Below are 21,330 nucleotides of genomic sequence, written 5' to 3'. Positions count from 1 at the left end.
ACTTTTTAACTACAAATAATTCAAATTCTAAATTTATGAGTGCACATCTAAAAAAAACACTTTCTCCTCTTTTGCTTTGGGGACTTGGAGTAGGTTATGTGATTTCAGGAATGTATTTTGGGTGGAATTTAGGATTAGAAAAAGGAGGCACGCTTGGCATGGCCATTGCCACTTTTATCATCATTATCATGTATGTTTGTTTTAGTTTTTCGTATTGTGAATTATCCTGTGCGATTCCTAAAGCAGGTGGCGGTTTTGATTATGCGAACAGAGCCTTTGGTAAAGACATTGGTTTTATTACAGGACTGGCACAAATTATAGAATTTGTATTTGCTCCGCCAGCCATCGCAATCGCAATAGGCGCGTACTTGAATCTCTCCTTTCCTCAAATCCCTATTTTACCAGCGGCAATTGGAGCTTATTTATTATTTACAGCCCTCAATATTTTTGGGGTAAAAATAGCCGCAACATTCGAATTGTTTATTACCATCTTAGCTGTTGCCGAGTTGCTATTGTTTTTTGGGGTAACTATTCCGCATTTTTCTTCAGAAAAACTAACGCTTAATGCAAGTACAAATGGTTGGGAAGGAATTTTTGCGGCCATCCCATTTGCAATTTGGTTTTTCCTTGGTATCGAAGGCGTCGCCAATGTTGCCGAAGAAACCATAAATCCACAAAAAGACATTACAAAAGGTTTTGGAAGCGCCATACTTACACTCGTTATATTGTGTATCATGGTTTTCGTAGCAACCATTGGTGTAGGTGGTTGGGAAAAAGTGGTGTATAAAGCAGACGGTAGTTTATCCGATTCTCCTTTGCCAATGGCAATGGGAATGGCAGTTTCTACTGATAGCATGATGTATCATTTATTGATAGGCGTGGGCCTTTTTGGTTTAATTGCCTCTTTCCACGGACTCATTCTTGCGGGAGGAAGAGCAACAATGGAATTTGGAAAAATAGATTTTGCACCAAAATTCCTAGGCAAAGTACATCCTAAATTTTTAACTCCCGCCAATGCACTTATTGTAAATACAGGTTTAGGAATTGCCACCTTATTTACCAATAAAACAGGCGAAATAATAACTATAGCGGTTTTTGGAGCGCTTACATTATATATTCTTTCCATGATGTCGCTACTGCAATTAAGAAAATCAGAACCCAATTTAGAACGCCCATTTGTTGTACCTTTATATCCAGCTCTCCCTATTACAGCACTATTAATTGGATTGTTTTCGTTGATAGCCATGAGTTATTACAATCCCATTTTGGCGTTATGGTATTTTGGAGCGATCGTTTTGGGCTTTGCATTGTTCAAAATTTTCTATAAAGGAGAAAAATAATTTGCACTGATTCCAACATCAATAAGTACAAGCACGAATAAAAAATGTATAAACATACTGTCAACAATACTGTTTTTGTTTTCGATTCTTTAGCTGAATTAATGGCCAAAGCAACTCCGCTGCGCTCTGGTGATCAACTGGCTGGAATCGCAGCACAATCCTACCAAGAACGAGTGGCAGCCCAAATGGCATTGGCTGAGTTACCCATAAGTGAGTTCTTGAACAAGCCATTAATTCCGTACGAAATTGATGAAGTGACCCGCTTGATTATTGACACGCACGATCAAGAAGCTTTTAAAAACATATCACATCTTACAGTAGGTGATTTTCGCAATTATTTACTCGATAATAAAATACAAAAACAAGAATTAACTGCTTTACAAAAAGCCATAACTCCTGAAATAGCTGCTGCCGTTTCAAAGATTATGAGCCTCCAAGATTTGATATTGGTGAGTTCAAAATGTGAGGTAATTACAAAATTCAGAAGTACAGTAGGACTCAAAGGACATCTATCTACTCGCCTTCAACCCAATCACCCAACAGATGATGTCAAAGGAATCTTAGCCTCAGTTATTGATGGCTTATTTTATGGAAATGGCGATGCACTTATAGGAATTAATCCTGCATTTGATAATATCACCACACAAATTAATTTGTTAAAAATGCTCGACGATATGCGAATGCAATATCAAATTCCGACGCAAATGTGTATTTTAAGTCATATTACCAATACCATAATGGCAATAGAACAAGGTGCTCCCGTAGATTTAGTTTTTCAATCTATAGGTGGAACCGAAAAAACAAATGCCAGTTTCGGAATCAATTTAGGGTTATTAAAAGAAGGATATGAAGCCGCACAATCATTATCCCGTGGAACTATTGGTAAAAATGTAATGTATTTTGAAACAGGACAAGGCAGTTCCCTTTCTTCGAATTCCAATTATGGTATTGACCAACAAACACTCGAAGCGCGCTCTTATGCTGTGGCGCGTGCCTTTGATCCTTTTTTAGTAAATTCAGTGGTAGGTTTTATTGGACCCGAATATTTATATGATGGTAAACAAATTATTAGAGCAGGTCTAGAAGATCATTTTTGTGCTAAAATAATGGGATTACCTATGGGTTGCGATATTTGCTATACCAATCATGCCGAAGCAGATCAAGACGATATGGATGTTCTACTAACACTATTGGGAACCGCAGGTTGCAATTTTATTATGGGAATCCCAGGCTCAGATGATATCATGCTCAATTATCAAAGTACGTCGTTTCATGATGCTTTGTATATACGAAAATTACTGGGCTTAAAACCTGCACCCGAATTTGAAGAATGGCTCATCAAAATGGGAATTATGAACAGCAAAAAAGAACTCTTAAAAGCTCAAAATCAAAATAAATTATTAGAATTAATCAAAAGGTAATCCTAATTTAAAAATATGGAATTAGACAACTGGCACCAATTAAGAGAATTCACCAATGCAAGAATTGCACTTGGTAGAGCTGGAAATGCGCTACCTACCAATGAAGTGTTACAGTTAAGAATGGCACATGCCCTTGCAAAAGATGCGATAAGTACTGAACTAGATGTGCTAAATATAAAAGCTGACGCAAAAAACATAGGATTAACAACGATTTTTGCACAAAGTCAAATAGCAAATACCAGCGAATACCTTAGAAATCCAAATAAAGGACGATTACTCCATGATCAAAGCAGTACGCAACTAGACGATTATCCCAAAAAGAAAGCTGATTTATGCATCATTATCGCAGATGGCCTTTCGGCAGAAGCCGTTAATCTTCATGCGATGAAGCTAATTGAATTGTTAATTCCGAAATTAAAAATAAAAAACCTTGCCCCCATAGTTATTGTAAAATATGGCCGAGTGGCTATTTCGGATGAAATAGGTGAATTATTAGATGCTAAAATTGCTTTGATATTAATTGGCGAAAGACCTGGTTTAAGTTCGCCTACAAGTATGGGTGCTTATATCACTTGGAATCCCAAAAAAGGAAATACTGATGAAAAAAGAAATTGTGTATCCAACATTCAGCCTGATGGACTATCTTATGAGTTTGCGGCTCAAAAATTAGCCTATTTATTAGAACAAATGATTAGCAGACAAATTTCAGGAGTCGCCTTGAAAGATGATTTTACTGATTATTACCTAGAGGAATAATTACAAAAAAAGAAAACTACAACTTTAAACGCCTTTAAACGCTTCAAGTTGTAGTTTTAAAATATAGTTGGATTTAAAAAAAATCTATTCCTCTTCTTTCTTAATTACTTTTCTAGCGACTTCAATTTTGAACTTTTTACCTTTCATTTTTTCATCCTTAATGTTGTGCAATAAATCTTTTACTTTATTAAATTTCACTGCTGCAAAAGAAATGAAATCTTTTACTTCAATTAGTCCTAAATCTCCTTTTTCCAGTTTTCCTTTTTGAGAAAAGAAACCAACAATATCAATTTTGTTTAGTTTGTTCTTCTTTCCTCCACTGATATAAATAGTTTGAAATTGTGGCGGTTTAGGCAAAGTAGTAGCATTATCAATTGGAAAAACGTTCATTCCATAATCGATATAATCCATTTTTTTCTCACTTTCATGCGCCACAACATACGCAGTTCCTGAAGCTGTCATACGAGCTGTACGACCGTTTCTATGCGTAAATTCATCTTCCTTAGATGGCAGGTGATAATGAATAACATGATTCATTTCAGGAATATCTAATCCACGTGCTGCTAGATCCGTTGTGATTAAATAACTAACACTTCCATTACGAAATTGAATTAAGGCACGCTCCCGTTCGTCCTGATCCATTCCTCCGTGATAATACGTAGCGTAAATTCCTTTTTCGTTTAAAGTATCACTAATGCGCTCTGCTGCATCACGATGATTACAAAAAACAATAGCCGACTCTGATTTCAAAGAACAAATCAGGTTGAATAAACTTCCTATTTTGTCTTTCTCTTTAGAAACTACCAATTTCATTGAAAGATTGGTCTCTACTTCATGTTCCGGAATAAAATCAAGAATTGTAGGATTAACTACTCTAGTGTATTTAGGAATTTCAATATCCGAAGTCGCCGAAACCAAAACTCTTTTATTTAGTTTGGTCAATTTCCCAATGATAAATGACATTTGCTCATGGAATCCCAACTGCAATGATTTATCAAATTCATCTAGAATCAACGTTTGGATTTTATCTACTCGAAAAGTTCCTCTATCAATATGATCCGCAATACGTCCTGGCGTTCCTATTAAAACTGCAGGTGGATTACTTAAGTTCTTGATTTCAGTATCGATTGAATGTCCGCCGTAACAAACATTCACTTTATAATCAGTTCCCATTTTTTTCCAAACTTGTTCAATTTGCAATCCTAATTCACGTGATGGAACTAAAATTAAACATTGAACCGATAGAATCTCAGGTTGTAACATTTCTAAAATAGGCAATAAAAAAGCTAATGTTTTTCCAGAACCTGTTGGTGATAATAGTAAGACATTATTATCGTTTAAAATAGCGTCTTGAGCTACTTCCTGCATTTCATTTAGGCTCTCGATGCCTAAATTCAATAGTATATTGTTAGAATGGTGTTTCTTGTTCATTTTTATAATTTGCGCAAAGGTAGTTAAAATTGATTGAACAAGAATAACGAACTGACTTAGCTCTTTTTTTGCATAAAGGATAGAAGCTGGCTACCGAAGTAGCGCGAATAGCCTGACAGCATTAAAAAAAGAGGCCAATCACCGTAATGCTGATTGGCCTCTTTTTTTTAATGGTGATATGCCCAAATCACAATGAATTAGGGTGAATACTTTTTTCTTGTTCAAACAATAATTTAATGTTCTCATAAGAATTTTTTAATGCGTCAGGTATCTCATCTGGGCTAAACCAAGCCACTTTTTCGATTCCTTCCTCCAATTGGCCCTGCGGAATACCTTCAAAATCGGACTGCATTTCGAACCAATGAGTGATTTTTAGCTTATAAACACCATTGCGTTTAAAGACGTGATAGGTCTTTTGAAGTTTGTGTGTAACCCTCAATAAATTCACACCAGTCTCTTCTTCGACTTCACGCATGGCAGTTTGTTCCATATCCTCTCCTTTTTCAGTTCCGCCTTTGGGTAAATCCCATTTTCCGTTCCTAAAAATGAAGAGCACCTCCCCTTTTTTATTGTAAACTAATCCTCCACCTGCTTTATTTACAGGGATTTTTGTTTTCAAAGTCTTCATAATCTCCTTTTCATCAGGATGATATAGATAGGCTTTTTGAATTTTATTTTGAAAAATTTTGACTATAAGTTGTTTTATATCAATGCTTTCAAGAAGAAATAATTGAAAATCTGTCTCTTTTGAGATTTTATTTGTCAAAAAAAGTGGTTTGTCGTTAACAAAAACTTTATACATTTGTATTATGATTTTTAATAAAGATACTGCCGAAAAAACAGCCGAATTGCTTTTACAAATAAATGCAATTAAATTGAATCCAGGAAATCCTTTTACATGGGCTTCTGGATGGAAATCACCTATTTATTGTGATAACAGGCTAATACTCTCATTTCCAACTATAAGAAATTATGTTAGAGATGAATTTTCTAAACATATTGAAAAACAATTTGGCAAGCCAGATGTTATTGCCGGTGTGGCCACTGGAGCGATAGGAATTGGTATGCTGGTTGCTGAAAGCATGGGACTCCCGTTCGTATATGTGCGTCCAGAAGCCAAGAAACATGGTCGCCAGAACCAAGTGGAAGGTTTTTTACAAAAAGGGCAAAATGTAGTTGTGGTCGAGGATTTGATCAGTACAGGTAACAGCAGTTTGAATGCTGTTGAAGCTTTGCGTGCTGCTGGTGCGAATATTAAAGGGATGGCTGCCATTTTTACCTATGGTTTTGATGTTGCTGAACAAAACTTTAAAGACGCCAAACTGGATTTATACACCTTGAGTAATTACCAAAACTTACTTAATTTAGCTGTTGCAAAAAGTTATATCACTGAAAAAGAAGAAAAAACATTGAGAGAATGGAGCACTATTCCATCTACTTGGGATGTGGAAAAAAAATAAAAAATAAAAAAAATGAACTTAGAAAGTCCAAAAGTTACTGTAGGGAAATCGGCACAAGAATTATTTGATTTATTGACTGATGTGAAAAGTTTCGAAAAGTTAATGCCTGAAAACATTGCTAAATTTGAAGTTATTGGAGAAGATGCTTTTATTTTTGGATTAAAAGGGATGCCTGAAATCAAACTTAAAATGAAAGAAAAAGTAGCACCAAACAAAGTAGTTTTAGGTGCTGCAAGTGACAAACTTCCTTTTACACTTACAGCTAATATTGATACTGTTTCTGACAGTTCAAGTGCTGTAAAATTGGATTTCGAAGGTGATTTTAACCCGATGATGGCTATGATGATAAAAGGACCTATTGGTAAATTTATTGAAACTCTTGCTTCGAATATGGGCAAGTTATAAATTCAGATTTTATATAAAAAAGACACCCTTTTAGTGAAAACAAAAAGGGTGTCTTTTTACATCAATTACACACTATCATAAAAATGGAACCATTTACCATAACAAACACCACAGAACATGATATTCCATTTATCTGCTGGATGTTTGACGAAGCCATACTGTACCAACAAAAAAATAAATTTCCTGTTTGGAATGGTTATGATGTTGATGTGATCAAAAATGATATCAAAGAAAAAATTCAATATAAAATTATAATTCACAACGAAATTGCCTGCATCTTTTCGACATGTAGTAATGACCCAATTATTTGGGAAGAAAAAGATAAGGATTCAGCCATCTACTTGCATCGTATTGTGGTGAACCCGAAACACAAGGGAAAACAACAATTTGCAAAAATATTTGAATGGGCAAAAAAATATTGTTTACAAAAAAATATAGATTATTTACGTATGGATACTTGGGCAGACAATCCTATTATCATCAAGTATTACTGCAGTTTTGGCTTTAATTTTTTAAATAATTTCACCACGCCAAACACCAATAATCTACCCGTTCAACATAGAAATATAAAATTAGCCTTGCTAGAATTCCCTATAGCTCAATAAAGCATTTGTATCTCCTTAAGGCTATACTCGGCAATACTATCATCCTCTAAAAGAACTTGAAGATTACCAGAGGTAGAAACCCCTTGGATAATACCCATAAAATTTTTACCTAAACCGTCTTTGAAAGGCATTGGAACACCTTTTTTGAAAAGTAAATTGACATATTCCTCCCACATAGAATCAGAATCATTTTTTAGCTTGTCGGTATTTTGCTTTATTTTGTCAATTATAGAATAAAGAACTTTTTCTTTATCAAATGAAGCCTCGCAAATTTTAGCAATTGAAGACGCTTTAGGCAAGTTATCAAAATTTGTTTGATTAATATTGAGCCCTAAACCTACAATTGAACTCAAATTCCCGTCACTTTTAATGCTATTTTCAATTAAAAGACCGCCAATTTTGAAATTATATGACATAATGTCGTTTGGCCATTTAATGCTTAAATTAGGAATATTAAATGTTTCCAAACTTTGAATAATTGCTAATGCTATCGCTATATTAAGGTTATAAATCTGATTAACATCAGATAAAGAATCTTTAATAAAAACACTCATTATTAGATTCTTACCCGCTTCAGAGGACCAGACTGACCCCATTTGCCCTTTACCTTTAGTTTGATTTTCTGCCGTTACAACTGTAAAGTTTTCCAGTTTTTGTTTACTTGACAACCCTTTTAGAAACTCATTAGTTGAATCTATGGCATCGAGTTTGATTAGTTTCATTAGTTATTATTTGTGGGAGAGAATTTAATATTATGTTAAGGTTCAAAAATAATCACAAAAAATGGTAACTTTACAAACTTATATAAAAATTTTTCATGGCAAAAAAGACAATAAACAATGATGATTTATTAGCAAACATCATTAAAGGAATCGAAGAAGTAAAAGGAAATGATATAGATATTCTCGACTTAAGAGAAATTGATACCGCAGTTTGTGATTATTTTGTTGTTTGCAACGGAAATTCAAACACACAAGTTAACGCTATCGTTAACTCTATTCAAAAAACAGTTTCAAAAGAATTAAAAGATAAACCTTGGCATGTTGAAGGTTCAGACAATGCTGAATGGGTTCTTATGGATTATGTTAACATTGTAGTTCATGTTTTTCAAAAACAAATTAGAGAATATTACAATATTGAAAGTTTGTGGGGAGATGCAAAAATTACTACAATAGCAAACAAATACTAAAGAAAGACACTTAAAATGGCAAAAGATAATAATCCAAACCCTAATAAATTTAAAGTAAGTCCATGGTTAGTTTACACTGCCATACTTCTTATTTTCTTATTTATCAGTTTTATAACTGGTAGTTCTAATTTTCAAGAACCTGCACCATTAACTCCGCCTAATTTTGATGTTATATTAGAAAAAGGCCAAGTTCAAAAGGTAATAGTTTCAAATAAAACAGAAGCAGAAGTGTATTTAACTGCAGATGCTTTAAAATTGAAAGAACATGAAAAAGTAGCTAAAGACATGCTGGGTAATGTCAGCAAAGGTCCTCAATATACTTTTGAGATAGGTAACGATCAAATATTCCAATCCAAATTAGAAAAAGCCATTGCTGAAGGAAAATTAAAAGATTTTAAATTTGCTCAAAAAAGCAACTGGACCGATATCCTTATCAGCTTGCTTCCAATTATTATCATTATTGGAGTTTGGATTTTCATTATGAGAAAAATGTCTGGTGGAGCCGGTGGTGGAGGTGGACAAATTTTCAACATTGGAAAATCAAAAGCAAAACTTTTTGATGAAAAAACAGATGTAAAAACAACATTCAAAGATGTTGCAGGACTTGAAGGAGCCAAAGAAGAAATACAAGAAATTGTAGAATTCTTAAAGAACCCCGAAAAATACACCAATCTAGGTGGTAAAATTCCCAAAGGTGCTTTGCTTGTAGGGCCTCCTGGAACTGGTAAAACATTATTAGCAAAAGCCGTAGCTGGTGAAGCACAAGTTCCCTTTTTCTCTTTATCAGGATCTGATTTTGTTGAAATGTTTGTTGGTGTTGGAGCTTCACGTGTACGTGATTTGTTTAAACAAGCCAAAGAAAAATCTCCTGCAATCATTTTCATTGATGAAATAGATGCTGTAGGTAGAGCAAGAGGAAAAAGTAATATGTCAGGTGGAAATGACGAAAGAGAAAACACACTGAATCAATTGCTAACTGAAATGGACGGTTTTGGAACCAATTCAAATGTAATTGTTTTAGCGGCTACGAATAGAGCAGATGTTCTTGACAAAGCCTTAATGCGTGCTGGTCGTTTTGATAGACAAATATTTGTTGACTTACCCGATATTCGTGAACGTGCTGAAATTTTTAAAGTACACCTTGCTCCGTTGAAAAAAGTAGAGGGGCTAGATTTAGACTTTTTAGCAAAACAAACTCCAGGATTTTCTGGAGCAGATATTGCCAATGTATGTAACGAAGCTGCATTAATTGCTGCACGTTATAATAAAACGGCAGTTGACAAACAAGATTTCTTGGATGCAGTAGATAGAATTGTTGGTGGATTAGAAAAGAAAAATAAAATTGTTACACCTGAAGAAAAGAAAGCTATTGCTATTCACGAAGCAGGACATGCAACGGTAAGTTGGATGCTGGAACATGCAGCACCGCTTATAAAAGTAACAATCGTTCCTAGAGGACAAAGTTTAGGTGCTGCTTGGTATTTACCAGAAGAGCGCTTAATTGTTCGCCCAGACCAAATGCTAGACGAAATGTGTGCAACAATGGGAGGAAGAGCTGCTGAAAGAGTTACTTTTGACAGAATTTCTACTGGTGCATTAAGTGATTTAGAAAAAGTAACCAAACAAGCTCGCGCAATGGTTACTATTTATGGACTAAATGACAAAATAGGAAATGTTACCTATTATGATTCAACTGGCCAAAGTGAATATAATTTCTCTAAACCATACTCTGAAGAAACAGCTAAAATAATTGACACTGAAATTTCATTATTAATTGAAAGCCAATACCAAAGAGCAATAAAAATTCTAGAAGAGAACAAAGACAAACTAAATCAACTGGCAGATATACTTATTGAAAAAGAAGTAATCTTCAAAGATGATCTAGAAGCTATTTTCGGAAAAAGAACTTTTGACAAAAATCTTGAGGAAGTAGTTTCATAACATAAATTACCCAAAAATTTAATTATTTTTAAAATCTTAATTCAAAACCCGCTTTTGAATTAAGATTTTTTTATCTTTGGACGTTTTCAAATAACATATAAAGTACCTTAACAAAATATGAGTCTTTTTAGAAAAATTTTTGGTTCTAGTATTTCGGCTTCAGAAGAGGAAAAAGAGAAAGAAAATAACAGCTCTTTTTCTGACAGCAGTATGTCAATAGACGAACAGTTTATATTCAATTTTAAAAAAAATGGAGGTAAATTTTTATACTGTGAGAATTCTGAAGAAGTAAAAGAACAGTTCGAGAATATTTTAGAAGAGAATGACTGGTATGAAAGTGAAGTATTGTGTTACGACTCTTCCCTTTTCAACATTTTACAAGAAAACAAACTTACTTATGAAAAGGCAGCTAATCCAAAATTCCTTTTTTCTACTTGCGAAAATTTAATTGCCGAAGAAGGATCAATATTATTCTCTTCAAAGCAAATAAAACAGCATAAACCAAACGAACTACCAACAAACATTATAGTTTTTGCAACTACAAGTCAGATTCTTGGAGTGAAAAGCGATGGACTTAGCGCAATAAAGAAGAAGTACGAAAGAGATTATCCAACAAATATTACCGCAATTAAATATTTTGAAAAAGCCAAAGAAGAAGACTTTACTCAATATGGCAGTTCGGCAAAAAACCTTTATTTGTTGCTATTAGAAGATCTTTAAGATGAATGAAACCTTAAAGAGAGCAATATCTGGTGCTGTTTATATTATTTTATTAATATTCTGCATATTATATTCTACCGAAAGTTTTTTTATCCTCTTTGGGATATTTCTCCTCATCGCTACATTGGAATTCTGTAATTTAGTTCAAATTCAAAAAATATTTCCATTTTTATTTGCTACCCTTTCGTATTTGTTATTTTACAAAATAACCTTTGCTACTGATGGACTATTCTATACCTTACGATTCAGTAAAACATTTGATCTGGTCGTTTTATTTGCAACTCTTTTTGTATTTATGAAATGTATTCATTTTCTATTTGATAATAAAACACTTAAAATTGATTCCTTTTCAAAATATGTATATCTAATAGGATACATCATACTTCCTTTCGTCATTATTACAAAAATTCCTTTTGGTAAAGATGGATACAATCCTAAAATTCTTATTAGTATCTTTATATTGATATGGACAAATGATACTTTTGCTTATATCGTTGGGAAATCAATTGGTAGAACTAAATTATTTGAAAGAATATCGCCTAAGAAAACTATTGAAGGTTTTTTTGGAGGAGTTGTATTTGCTGTTATTGCTAGCTATCTAATTGCTAAATATTACATACAAATAGCTGAAGGTAAAATTTACATTTGGCTTATCATAGCCACGATAGTTGGCACTTTTGGAACTATTGGTGATTTAATCGAATCAAAATTTAAACGTATTGCTGGAGTAAAAGACAGCGGAAAAATAATGCCTGGCCACGGAGGTGTACTAGATCGTCTAGATAGTGTTATATTTGTAGCACCAATTATATTTTTATTTTATCAAATTTTAAATTATGTTTCATAAAGAAGGAACCAAAACCATTTTATTAGGAATTATTTTCACAGCAACTGTGCTATTACTATCTGATAAATTCATCGACATCAACTGGATTAAAATGGTAATTCAGTTAAGTGCATTTTTAATTTTGATTATTATATTACAGTTTTTTAGAAATCCAAAAAGAACGGTGATTATAAATGAAAATCAAATACTGGCACCTGTAGATGGGAAAGTAGTTGTTATTGAAGAAGTTTATGAAGGGGAGTATTTTAAAGATAAGCGCTTACAAATCTCTATTTTCATGTCACCAATTAATGTACATGTTACCCGTTATGGATTAAGCGGAATTGTGAAATTTAGTAAATACCATCCTGGTAAGTTTTTAGTTGCTTGGCATCCTAAAGCAAGTGAAGAAAATGAAAGAACAACTATAGTGGTAGAAAACGAAACTTTTGGCGCTATTTTATACCGTCAAATTGCAGGAGCTTTAGCAAGACGAATTGTAAACTATGCTGAAGAAGGAATGCAAGTCGTTCAAGGAACAGACGCAGGATTCATTAAATTTGGATCAAGAGTAGACATTTTTTTACCTTTAGGCACACCTATCAACGTAGAGCTTAATCAAAAAGCTATTGGAGGAAAAACCGTTATTGCAACAAAAGGATAATGATTGAAAAAGATTTAGATACTAGGTTCCAGGAAGCAGTTCAATCCGCTTCCGAAATGACTCAAGCATCTTTACCACAAGATGTGCAGCTACGCCTTTATGCCTTTTACAAACAAGCTACTTTTGGCACATTAGAACCAAGACAAACGTCTACCTATCATTTAAGGGATGCATTTAAGACTAATGCTTGGATGCAAATAAGTCATCTTTCTTCAACTGAGGCAAAAGAACAGTATATCGAAATCATCAATTCCCTATTGAAAAAATAATGCACTAATGAAAAAATATTATTTTATAATAACAAACCTGCTGCTAATTTCACTTTTAATTTCATGTAAAAATAAAAAGCTTACTGAAGTTGTCGAAGTGCCATTACCCACAGCACAAGAAAAGGTTACTATTGGATTTCCTGAGGATGTAAAAGCTGCACCTGGTTCATTCCAACTAGAAAAATTACCTTATCCATATGATGCATTAGCACCAACTGTTTCCCCATTAACATTAGAAACGCACTATTCTAAACATTATTTGACGTATACCAATAATCTAAACAAACTGATTGCTGGAACTGAATATGAGAATCAATCCATTGAGAATATTTTATCTAAATTAGACATAAACAATGCCGATTTAAGAAATAATGCTGGAGGGTATTACAATCATAGTCTATATTGGAAATCTATGGCTCCTGATACTGGCGGAAAACCAACAGACACAATAGCTTCATTAATTAATAGAGATTTTGGTTCGTATGAAAACTTTGTTGCTAGTTTTAAAGCTGAAGCAACAAATCAATTTGGATCAGCTTGGACTTGGTTAATTGTAGACAAGTATGGAAAATTAAAAGTGACTAGTACGCAAAATCAAGATAATCCATTAATGAGAAATGCAGTAATTCCAGGAACTCCTATATTAGCATTAGATTTATGGGAACATGCCTATTATCTAGGCTATCAATACCGAAGAAGAAACTATATTGATTCGTTTTTTAATGTCATTAATTGGAAAAAAATCAACGAAAACTACGAAGCTTCTCAAAGGAAAAGATACTAAAATAGCTACCTAAAAATAAAAAAGCTGACGTCTACTAAAAGTATACATCAGCTTTTTTATTTATCTACAGCAATTGAACAGAACCCTATAATTGATAAATAAAAGATTCCGAAGGCCCAATCTTGACATGTATTTTTCCTTCTCCATTTTCAACTCGCATTTCCAATTTACTCTTTTTATACAATTGATCTTCTATAGTATAATTGCCCTCTTTTAAGTTCCATTTTTGAATAATATCTGAAGGTATTTTTAATTCAAATTCATACCCTTCTTCAGACCAAAAATTAACGACAACAATCAATTTTTCATTTTCAGACCACCTAACAAACGAGTAAATTCCAGTTGCATAACCCGAAGTTGAATCACGATTAACTGATTGAATCTCTTGAAATTTACCCATTAAAGCAGAACTGTTAAGAGAAAAGTTAAGCAATCGCCTATAAAAGTCGCGAAGTGATGCTTCCTTTTCTGTGAGTTGCCCACCGTCAAATTTTCCACCATTCATCCAACGCTGATGACTAGGAACACCAATATAATCGAAAATGGAAGTTCTTGAATGGGTTCCAAAGCCAGCATTTTCATTCGCAGCCTCTCCTACTTCTTGTCCAAAATAAATCATAGTTGGCGCCGTACTTATAGTGGTTGAAACAACCATTAAAGGTTTTCCTTTTTCAGGTGTACCAGCAAATTCAGGACTTGCTAATCGTTGTTCGTCATGATTATCTAAAAACTTAAGCATATGATGTTCGATATCGGCCATACCGTGCTGGATATCTGATAAACCATCAGGCCATGAATGACCACGAATAACATCTTTTAATTTATCATAAGTTTCTACTTTATCGTACAAATAATCCATTTTCCCTAAACGGATATAATTTCTATATTCATTTGGGTTATACACTTCAGCTAATAAAAAGGCATTCGGATTCTTCACTTTTATAGCGGAGTTCATGTAACTCCAAAACTCAAATGGTACCATTTCGGCCATATCATATCGAAAACCATCCACTCCTTTGGCCGTCCAGTACAATGCAATGTCTCTAAATTTGATCCAAGAATTAGGAACGTCTTTATCTTTCCAGAAATCAAAATGTTCTTGGTATGATTTAGTATCAAACCCATATGGAAGTTCAGGGAAATCTTTAGAACCATCTGGGCGAATACCATAATTTACCTTAACCGTTTCATACCAGTCATTGCGATCTGGTTTAGCTTTACGAGAACCGTTTCCTGTCCACTTTGCGGGAAATTCATTGAATTTCCCATCAATTAACGGGTTACTTTCTCCATTTAATGGCACATCTGCATCTGGAATTTCAAACTGCGTATTGGGCATATAGTAGAAATTATTATCTCTTTTATATTCTACGGATACATCATCATCTGCACCAAAATCCCGAACTCCTTTTGGATTGTTTTTTCCTTCGTATTTACGAGCGATATGATTGGGCACAATATCAATAATAACCTTTAAACCCGCTTTATGAGTTCTAGCAATTAAGGCTTCAAATTCTTCTAAACGATGCGCAGGATTTACAGCTAGATCTGGATTAACATTATAATAGTCTTTCACTGCATATGGAGAACCAGCTCGCCCTTTTACCACTTCAGGATCATCATTAGAAATTCCAATATCAGTATAATCTCGGATTAAAGCATGATGGGGAACTCCGGTGTACCAAATATAGGTAACACCTAAATCTTTTATTTCTTTAAGAGCAGTATCCGTAAAATCATTAAATTTCCCTACTCCATTTTCCTCAAGTGTACCCCAAGGTTTATTAGTTGTCGTTTTATTTCCAAACAATCTTGTAAATACTTGATATACTACTTCTTTTTTATTTGAGGCTATCTCTTTATTTCCGTTTTCCATTTTTAAATCTTTTGTCTTGCAAGCTGTGGCCAATAGCATTGTACTTATGCTTGCAACAATAGTTATTTTTTTTATCATACAAAATTTTTTATCCTGATTTACGCTCTTTTTATCAATTTCCTAAATTAATCTATTTTAAACTAATGAAAAAGCTATCGTTTCAAATAAAATAAATTATAATTTAAAAACAAAAACTACAACGAAACAGTAGCTTAATTAGTTGATAACTTTCAAAACAAAATAAAGCATTTTCAATGCCTTTTTTGTGAATTATAAATAATTCCTAATATGGATTAGGATTGTCTCCTTTTTCATAAATTTGTCAAAAAATAAATCCATTGAAGAAATCACAATTTTTCCTTCGTTATTGTTTGTTATTGATTTGTACTAATTTCATTTTGGCGCAAGCCCCTAAAAAAATTGTTGTAGAGCATTCTGATTATTTTGATGTCAATCAAGTTGAAATTCCTGATGCCGTTCTACTTACAGGAAATGTTCGAGTAAACCATGACGGAGCTGTTTTGACTTGCAATAAAGCTTATTTTTTTCAAAAAGAGAACTATTTAAAAGCCTTTGGAAATGTACAATTGGTTCAGGGAGATACTTTATTTTTAAACAGTAAATATGCTGAATACAATGGAAATTTAAAAAAGGCATACGCAACAGGAAATGCTGTTATGAGTTCTCCAGATGCAACATTGGCTACTGACACGATTAATTTTGATAGAAACACACAAGAAGCCTACTATAATTCACTGGGAACTATTGTTAATAAAGACAATACTTTAAAAAGTAAATCAGGAAAATACTACGTTGCCGAAAAGAAATTTCAGTTCCTAACCGCGGTAACTATTACAAACCCCACTTATGTTATCAAAACAAATCATTTGGATTATTATACTAATTCAGGTCATTCGTACCTTTTAGGTCCTTCAACAATTACCAGTAAAGCCAATTATATTTATACCGAAAAAGGATTTTATGACACTAAAAAAAATCTGGCTCATTTTCTCAATAAATCGTACATCAGGTACGATGATCGGCTTATAAAAGGAGATAGTTTGTATTATGATCGAAATAGAGAATTTGCATCGGCCACACGAAATGTAAAAATAACGGATTCCATTAACCGTGGGATTGTGAAAGGAAATTATGCTGAAATTTACAAAAAACAAGACTCTATGTTTGTGACCAAAAGAGCGGTTGCTGTGAATTTTGTCGAAAATGACTCGGTTTACATTCATGGAAAAAAATTAATGGTAACAGGAAAAGAAGGAAACCGCATCATAAGAGCTTTTAATAATGTTCGTTTTTTCAAAATGGATATGAGTGGTAAATGTGATTCGATCCATTCCAGTTCCAAAACTGCATTAACAAAACTAATGGGAAATCCAATACTCTGGAATGGTGAAAATCAAATTACAGGAGATATAATGCATCTTATTGGTAACAATACCACCAAGGAACTTGATTCACTCAAGGTTCTTAATAATACCTTCCTCGTCTCGAAAGATACGCTGGGAACAGGTTTTAATCAGGTAAAAGGGCAAAATCTCTTTGGGAAATTTGAAGAAGGAAAATTACATGATGTAGACATTATAAAAAATACAGAGGTGATTTATTACATGCGAAATGACGACAAAGAACTCATTGGAATCAATAAAAACGTAAGTAGTAAGATCAATATCATTTTTGATGAAAAAACCATTGAGACCATCACTTTTTTCCAGCAAGTGGATGGTGATATTTATCCAGAAAAAGATTTACCAGAAAATGCTCGGAAACTTCGAGGTTTAGTATGGCGTGGTGAGGAACGAATAAAGTCTAAAGACGATATTTTTCCTCCAGAGGAAAATGAGGATAATGATAAAATAAGTAATGCAACCAAAGCAGAAGAAGCAAAGAAAGACGTCCCTATGAAAATCCGAAAGGAAACATTGAACTATGACAAGAAGAAAGGAAAGAAATAAGTGGTCCGTATCAGTTATTTTATTCCACTATTCCTTAATTAATGGATGCCCAATTAAAAAATAAAACAAAATTCCGTGAATACTGATTTCATAAAATACCAAGCTCAAACCTCTCCATACCCACTAGGAATGGAAGTTTCACATGCTATTGGCTCTTACATTTTCGATACAAATAATAAAAAATATTTAGACTTTGTCGCTGGAGTTTCTGCTTGTACGTTAGGACACCAACCACCAAGAGTCAATCAAGCCATTAAAGACCAGTTAGACAAATATTCACACGTAATGGTATATGGAGAATATTCACAAAGTCCTGCAGTAGAATACTGCAAACTATTAGCCTCACTCCTTCCCGCTCCATTAGACAAAACCTATTTAGTAAATTCAGGTACAGAAGCAATAGAAGGCGCCTTGAAATTAGCTAGACGAACTACAGGAAGAAGTCAGTTGATTTCTTGTCATAATGCGTATCATGGAAATACGATGGGATCTATGAGTGTTATGGGCTTTGAAGAGCGCAAACAAGTTTTTCGTCCTTTGATTCCTGATGTTGATTTTATTACTTTCAACAATGAATCTGATTTACAAAAAATAACCACCAAAACTGCTGGTGTACTACTAGAAACAATTCAGGGAGGTGCAGGATTTATCCAACCAGAAAACGGTTTTTTGAAAAAGGTAAAAGCCAGATGTGTTGAAGTTGGAGCCTTATTAATTTTGGATGAAATCCAACCTGGTTTTGGCCGAACAGGTACTCTTTTTGGTTTTGAAAATTATGATGTAGTTCCAGATATCTTAGTTATGGGAAAAGGAATGGGAGGCGGAATGCCAGTAGGTGCTTTTACGGCATCGGCAGCAATGATGGATTTATTAAGTGATAACCCAAAGCTAGGGCATATTACTACTTTTGGCGGTCATCCTGTCATAGCGGCAGCCTGTTTGGCCACTTTGCAGGAAATTACTGAAACTGATCTAATGTCCAGTGCTTTAGAAAAAGAAAACTTATTTAAATCGCTTTTGGTACACCCTTTGATACAAGAAATCCGAGGAAAAGGGTTAATGCTTGCCGCAATGACACGTAGTGCAGCAATAACGAATGAAGTGATTTTAAAATGCCAAGACAGAGGATTAATATTATTCTGGTTACTATTTGAAGGATGTGCGATTAGAATTACGCCACCGTTAACTATTTCTGAAGAGGAAATTCGTGAAGGTTGTGCCATAATGCTAGAAGTACTAAATGAAATTCAGGTTGAAATGGACCCTAAATAAGCATAAAATACAACTCTAATTTAATAATATCTTATTGTTAATTAAATTGTTCACAACAATTCAGGTTTTTCTTCACAACAATAATATGGATGCCTAACTTTAATTAGGCCAAATTCAAAAAAATAAAGTATGCAATTAAGCAACGAAGAAGAAGACTATAACTTATCACTATCCAAATTTGAGTCTATGTTGAAAACCAACAAAGTACTCTTTTTTGACTCCGAAGAGTTTGAAGAAATTATCCTTCATTATCTTGATATGGGTAAGGCCGCTTTGGCAAAAAAAGCACTCAAACTTGCATTAGACCAACACCCTAAATCGACAGGATTGAAGTTGGTTCAAGTAGAGATGCTGGTGTATGACGACAAACTAGATATAGCCGAGAAATTACTCAATGAGCTATATGCTATTGAACCTAATAATGAAGAAATTTACATTCAAAAAGCTAACATTTGTTCCAAAAGGGATCAACATGAAAAAGCGGTTGAATTATTAAAAATTGCTTTACAATTTACCGATGATTATGCTGATGTCTATAATTTAATCGGAATGGAATATCTATTTATGGATAATCTAGAACTAGCCAAAGAAAGCTTCATCAAATGCCTCGAAGAAGATCTTGAGGATCAATCGGCATTGTATAATGTAGTGTATTGTTTTGAATTTCTAGACCAAAATTTGGAAGCTATTGCTTATTTAAACAAATATATTGACAAAAATCCATACAGTGAAATTGCCTGGCATCAAATGGGGCGTTTATATTATGGAATAAAAGAGTATGAAAATGCTATTCGTGCTTTTGATTATGCCACCCTAATCGATGATGAATTCTTAGGTGCTTTTATGGAAAAAGCAAAAGCCTTTGAACGATTGAATCGATACGAAGAAGCAATAGAAAGTTACAGTAGAACCATTGAATTAGATGACGCGACCTCCTATGCTTTACTTCGAATAGGAAAATGTCATGAAAAATTAGGCAATACCATTCTAGCACTTAAATTTTATAACGAAACCGTACATGAAGATCCTTTACTAGACAAAGGATGGATTGCCATTACTGATTTTTATGTTCGTCAAAAAAACTTTCAAAAAGCGTTGTTTTATGTAAATAAAGCATTAGCAATTGACAATCAAAACCGTTTGTACTGGAAACGATATGCTACGATAAACAAACAGATGAACTTCTTTGAAGAAGCAGAATTTGGATATCGAAAAGCAGTAGAATTTGGAGATACGGAATTGGATACTTGGTTGTTTTGGGTTGATATTTTACAATTTTTAGGTGAATTTGAAAGTGCTATTCAAACATTATTACAAGCATCAGAGTTCTACCCTGAAGAAAACGAAGTAGAATACCGCCTAGCTGGTTTGTATTTTATGATTCAAGATACAACAAAAGCAAAATTCCATTTAAGTAATGGCTTGCGTTTAAAATTTGATAATTACATCTTAATTGAAGATCTATTTCCTGTAGTTTGGACCAAAAAGACAGTTCGAAATTACATTGACAAACATAAAAAGAATAATGACTAATATTGAAAAAAAACGTTTTGGCTTACTAGGTAAAAATATTAGTTATTCTTTTTCGAAAGGATATTTTACAGAAAAATTTGAGACAGAGCACTTTGTAGGCTACACTTATGAAAATTTTGATATTCCTGAAATAGAAGGTTTTACTACCATCATAAAAGAAAATCATCAGGAAATAAATGGGATGAATGTTACCATTCCTTACAAGGAAGTTGTGATGCCTTATTTGGATAAATTATCCAAAAAAGCAGCATTGATAGGTGCTGTAAACACCATTAAATTTACCAAAAAAGGAAAATTAAAAGGGTACAATACGGATTATTATGGATTCAAAAAATCCTTAAAACCTTTATTGCAACCCCATCATAAAAAAGCTTTAATACTAGGTACAGGAGGCGCTTCAAAAGGCGTGGCTTATGCTCTTGATGAATTGGGAATTAGATATGATTTTGTATCTAGAACCTCAAATGAAAATGCAATTGGCTATGATCAAATTGATTCCAAAACATTTGATGAGTATCAAATTATAATTAACTCCAGTCCGGTAGGAACTAGCCCTAATATTGAGGCAGCGCCATTACTACCTTACGAGTTCTTTAGCCCAAAACACATTGCCTTTGATTTAATTTATAATCCTGCCGAAACTACTTTCCTTAAAAAGGCTAAAGCGCAAGGAGCACAAATTAAAAACGGATTAGATATGCTAATTTTTCAAGCAGAGAAAGCTTGGAAGATTTGGAATAAATAGAGCTAAATTTAATAAAAAATAGAATCGTCTTGATATAAAATTTGTCTACTCGCGTGGGCAATCCAATTTTATATCAAGACGTTTTTTTATTACCAAAGTAATATCACTTAATACCTCAATGAG

21 protein-coding genes are annotated in these 21,330 nt (G+C 33.6%); 17 read left to right on the top strand and 4 right to left on the bottom strand.

Annotated elements, in window-relative coordinates:
* Positions 1 to 35 precede the first annotated feature (35 nt).
* The 3 genes from eat to eutC are packed head-to-tail and all read left to right on the top strand — an operon-like array spanning position 36 to position 3,517.
* Positions 36 to 1,340, top strand: coding sequence for an ethanolamine permease (eat, locus tag AB3G34_RS03680; RefSeq protein ID WP_369753480.1), 1,305 nt, complete (start codon positions 36 to 38; stop codon positions 1,338 to 1,340).
* A 44-nt stretch (positions 1,341 to 1,384) separates the two neighbouring features.
* A complete protein-coding gene (locus tag AB3G34_RS03675; RefSeq protein ID WP_367768654.1) occupies positions 1,385 to 2,761 on the top strand; it encodes an ethanolamine ammonia-lyase subunit EutB in 1,377 nt (458 codons plus the stop codon).
* A 15-nt stretch (positions 2,762 to 2,776) separates the two neighbouring features.
* Entirely contained in the window at positions 2,777 to 3,517 is a 741-nt protein-coding gene (gene eutC, locus AB3G34_RS03670; RefSeq protein WP_367768651.1) for an ethanolamine ammonia-lyase subunit EutC, read from the top strand.
* Between the two features lie 84 nt (positions 3,518 to 3,601).
* Here the strand turns inward: eutC and AB3G34_RS03665 are convergent, their stop codons facing one another.
* Positions 3,602 to 4,948 (bottom strand): DEAD/DEAH box helicase, encoded by a 1,347-nt coding sequence (locus tag AB3G34_RS03665; protein ID WP_367768648.1) that lies wholly within the window; start codon positions 4,946 to 4,948, stop codon positions 3,602 to 3,604.
* Between the two features lie 187 nt (positions 4,949 to 5,135).
* Positions 5,136 to 5,750: an NUDIX hydrolase gene (locus tag AB3G34_RS03660; RefSeq protein WP_367768645.1), complete on the bottom strand. Its 615-nt coding sequence runs from the start codon at positions 5,748 to 5,750 to the stop codon at positions 5,136 to 5,138.
* 7 nt (positions 5,751 to 5,757) lie between these two features.
* On the opposite strand from AB3G34_RS03660, the gene pyrE reads away from it, so the two are divergent.
* From pyrE to AB3G34_RS03645, 3 genes are all read left to right on the top strand, one after another.
* Entirely contained in the window at positions 5,758 to 6,408 is a 651-nt protein-coding gene (gene pyrE, locus AB3G34_RS03655; RefSeq protein WP_367768643.1) for an orotate phosphoribosyltransferase, read from the top strand.
* 12 nt (positions 6,409 to 6,420) lie between these two features.
* Positions 6,421 to 6,813 (top strand): SRPBCC family protein, encoded by a 393-nt coding sequence (locus AB3G34_RS03650; protein WP_367768641.1) that lies wholly within the window; start codon positions 6,421 to 6,423, stop codon positions 6,811 to 6,813.
* Between the two features lie 83 nt (positions 6,814 to 6,896).
* Complete coding sequence (locus AB3G34_RS03645) at positions 6,897 to 7,418, top strand: GNAT family N-acetyltransferase (RefSeq protein ID WP_367768638.1); 522 nt, start codon at positions 6,897 to 6,899, stop codon at positions 7,416 to 7,418.
* On the opposite strand, the gene AB3G34_RS03640 is transcribed toward AB3G34_RS03645, so the two are convergent.
* Positions 7,412 to 8,140 carry a biotin--[acetyl-CoA-carboxylase] ligase gene (locus tag AB3G34_RS03640; protein ID WP_367768634.1) on the bottom strand — a complete coding sequence of 243 codons (729 nt, stop codon included), beginning with the start codon at positions 8,138 to 8,140 and terminating at the stop codon, positions 7,412 to 7,414. The two genes, AB3G34_RS03645 and AB3G34_RS03640, sit on opposite strands and share 7 nt — an antisense overlap.
* Before the next feature lie 95 nt (positions 8,141 to 8,235).
* Here AB3G34_RS03640 and rsfS point away from each other — a divergent pair, with 95 nt between their 5' ends.
* The 7 genes from rsfS (at position 8,236) to AB3G34_RS03605 (ending at position 13,811) form a co-directional block, all read left to right on the top strand.
* The gene (rsfS, locus tag AB3G34_RS03635) at positions 8,236 to 8,607 is read left to right on the top strand and encodes a ribosome silencing factor (protein WP_187016767.1); all 372 of its coding nucleotides are present in this window, start codon (positions 8,236 to 8,238) and stop codon (positions 8,605 to 8,607) included.
* 15 nt (positions 8,608 to 8,622) lie between these two features.
* Entirely contained in the window at positions 8,623 to 10,548 is a 1,926-nt protein-coding gene (ftsH, locus tag AB3G34_RS03630) for an ATP-dependent zinc metalloprotease FtsH (RefSeq protein WP_367752140.1), read from the top strand.
* 117 nt (positions 10,549 to 10,665) lie between these two features.
* Entirely contained in the window at positions 10,666 to 11,268 is a 603-nt protein-coding gene (locus AB3G34_RS03625) for a lactate utilization protein B/C (RefSeq protein WP_367752138.1), read from the top strand.
* A 1-nt stretch (position 11,269) separates the two neighbouring features.
* The gene (locus AB3G34_RS03620) at positions 11,270 to 12,115 is read left to right on the top strand and encodes a phosphatidate cytidylyltransferase (protein WP_369753479.1); all 846 of its coding nucleotides are present in this window, start codon (positions 11,270 to 11,272) and stop codon (positions 12,113 to 12,115) included.
* Positions 12,105 to 12,758 (top strand): phosphatidylserine decarboxylase family protein, encoded by a 654-nt coding sequence (locus AB3G34_RS03615; RefSeq protein ID WP_369753478.1) that lies wholly within the window; start codon positions 12,105 to 12,107, stop codon positions 12,756 to 12,758. Before AB3G34_RS03620 ends, AB3G34_RS03615 begins: the two co-directional genes overlap by 11 nt.
* Positions 12,758 to 13,027, top strand: a complete 270-nt coding sequence (locus tag AB3G34_RS03610) for an acyl-CoA-binding protein (protein ID WP_367752132.1) — start codon at positions 12,758 to 12,760, stop codon at positions 13,025 to 13,027. The genes AB3G34_RS03615 and AB3G34_RS03610 overlap by 1 nt, the downstream gene beginning before the upstream one ends.
* A gap of 7 nt (positions 13,028 to 13,034) precedes the next feature.
* Positions 13,035 to 13,811, top strand: coding sequence for a superoxide dismutase (locus tag AB3G34_RS03605; RefSeq protein WP_367752130.1), 777 nt, complete (start codon positions 13,035 to 13,037; stop codon positions 13,809 to 13,811).
* An 85-nt stretch (positions 13,812 to 13,896) separates the two neighbouring features.
* Here AB3G34_RS03605 and AB3G34_RS03600 read toward each other — a convergent pair whose 3' ends face one another.
* A complete protein-coding gene (locus AB3G34_RS03600) occupies positions 13,897 to 15,765 on the bottom strand; it encodes an alpha-amylase family protein (RefSeq protein WP_369753477.1) in 1,869 nt (622 codons plus the stop codon).
* Between the two features lie 260 nt (positions 15,766 to 16,025).
* Between AB3G34_RS03600 and AB3G34_RS03595 the strand changes: the two genes are divergently transcribed.
* The 4 genes from AB3G34_RS03595 to AB3G34_RS03580 all read left to right on the top strand — a co-directional run bounded on the left by AB3G34_RS03595 (position 16,026) and on the right by AB3G34_RS03580 (position 21,207).
* Positions 16,026 to 17,657 (top strand): OstA-like protein, encoded by a 1,632-nt coding sequence (locus tag AB3G34_RS03595; protein WP_369753476.1) that lies wholly within the window; start codon positions 16,026 to 16,028, stop codon positions 17,655 to 17,657.
* A gap of 75 nt (positions 17,658 to 17,732) precedes the next feature.
* The gene (locus AB3G34_RS03590) at positions 17,733 to 18,929 is read left to right on the top strand and encodes an aspartate aminotransferase family protein (RefSeq protein WP_369753475.1); all 1,197 of its coding nucleotides are present in this window, start codon (positions 17,733 to 17,735) and stop codon (positions 18,927 to 18,929) included.
* A 129-nt stretch (positions 18,930 to 19,058) separates the two neighbouring features.
* The gene (locus AB3G34_RS03585) at positions 19,059 to 20,462 is read left to right on the top strand and encodes a tetratricopeptide repeat protein (protein ID WP_367768619.1); all 1,404 of its coding nucleotides are present in this window, start codon (positions 19,059 to 19,061) and stop codon (positions 20,460 to 20,462) included.
* Positions 20,455 to 21,207: a shikimate dehydrogenase gene (locus tag AB3G34_RS03580; RefSeq protein ID WP_369753474.1), complete on the top strand. Its 753-nt coding sequence runs from the start codon at positions 20,455 to 20,457 to the stop codon at positions 21,205 to 21,207. Before AB3G34_RS03585 ends, AB3G34_RS03580 begins: the two co-directional genes overlap by 8 nt.
* Positions 21,208 to 21,330: the final 123 nt, after the last annotated feature.

It is taken from the genome of Flavobacterium sp. WC2409 (genome assembly GCF_041200085.1).
Taxonomy (GTDB): Bacteria; Bacteroidota; Bacteroidia; order Flavobacteriales; family Flavobacteriaceae; genus Flavobacterium.
This window is presented reverse-complemented; position numbering and strand designations above follow the sequence as displayed.

Coding starts and splice junctions, on each gene's coding strand:
- eat (WP_369753480.1), top strand. CDS start 36: ATGAGTGCACATCTAAAAAAAACACTTTCTCCTCTTTTGCTTTGGGGA.
- AB3G34_RS03675 (WP_367768654.1), top strand. CDS start 1,385: ATGTATAAACATACTGTCAACAATACTGTTTTTGTTTTCGATTCTTTA.
- eutC (WP_367768651.1), top strand. CDS start 2,777: ATGGAATTAGACAACTGGCACCAATTAAGAGAATTCACCAATGCAAGA.
- AB3G34_RS03665 (WP_367768648.1), bottom strand. CDS start 4,948: ATGAACAAGAAACACCATTCTAACAATATACTATTGAATTTAGGCATC.
- AB3G34_RS03660 (WP_367768645.1), bottom strand. CDS start 5,750: ATGTATAAAGTTTTTGTTAACGACAAACCACTTTTTTTGACAAATAAA.
- pyrE (WP_367768643.1), top strand. CDS start 5,758: ATGATTTTTAATAAAGATACTGCCGAAAAAACAGCCGAATTGCTTTTA.
- AB3G34_RS03650 (WP_367768641.1), top strand. CDS start 6,421: ATGAACTTAGAAAGTCCAAAAGTTACTGTAGGGAAATCGGCACAAGAA.
- AB3G34_RS03645 (WP_367768638.1), top strand. CDS start 6,897: ATGGAACCATTTACCATAACAAACACCACAGAACATGATATTCCATTT.
- AB3G34_RS03640 (WP_367768634.1), bottom strand. CDS start 8,140: ATGAAACTAATCAAACTCGATGCCATAGATTCAACTAATGAGTTTCTA.
- rsfS (WP_187016767.1), top strand. CDS start 8,236: ATGGCAAAAAAGACAATAAACAATGATGATTTATTAGCAAACATCATT.
- ftsH (WP_367752140.1), top strand. CDS start 8,623: ATGGCAAAAGATAATAATCCAAACCCTAATAAATTTAAAGTAAGTCCA.
- AB3G34_RS03625 (WP_367752138.1), top strand. CDS start 10,666: ATGAGTCTTTTTAGAAAAATTTTTGGTTCTAGTATTTCGGCTTCAGAA.
- AB3G34_RS03620 (WP_369753479.1), top strand. CDS start 11,270: ATGAATGAAACCTTAAAGAGAGCAATATCTGGTGCTGTTTATATTATT.
- AB3G34_RS03615 (WP_369753478.1), top strand. CDS start 12,105: ATGTTTCATAAAGAAGGAACCAAAACCATTTTATTAGGAATTATTTTC.
- AB3G34_RS03610 (WP_367752132.1), top strand. CDS start 12,758: ATGATTGAAAAAGATTTAGATACTAGGTTCCAGGAAGCAGTTCAATCC.
- AB3G34_RS03605 (WP_367752130.1), top strand. CDS start 13,035: ATGAAAAAATATTATTTTATAATAACAAACCTGCTGCTAATTTCACTT.
- AB3G34_RS03600 (WP_369753477.1), bottom strand. CDS start 15,765: ATGATAAAAAAAATAACTATTGTTGCAAGCATAAGTACAATGCTATTG.
- AB3G34_RS03585 (WP_367768619.1), top strand. CDS start 19,059: ATGCAATTAAGCAACGAAGAAGAAGACTATAACTTATCACTATCCAAA.
- AB3G34_RS03580 (WP_369753474.1), top strand. CDS start 20,455: ATGACTAATATTGAAAAAAAACGTTTTGGCTTACTAGGTAAAAATATT.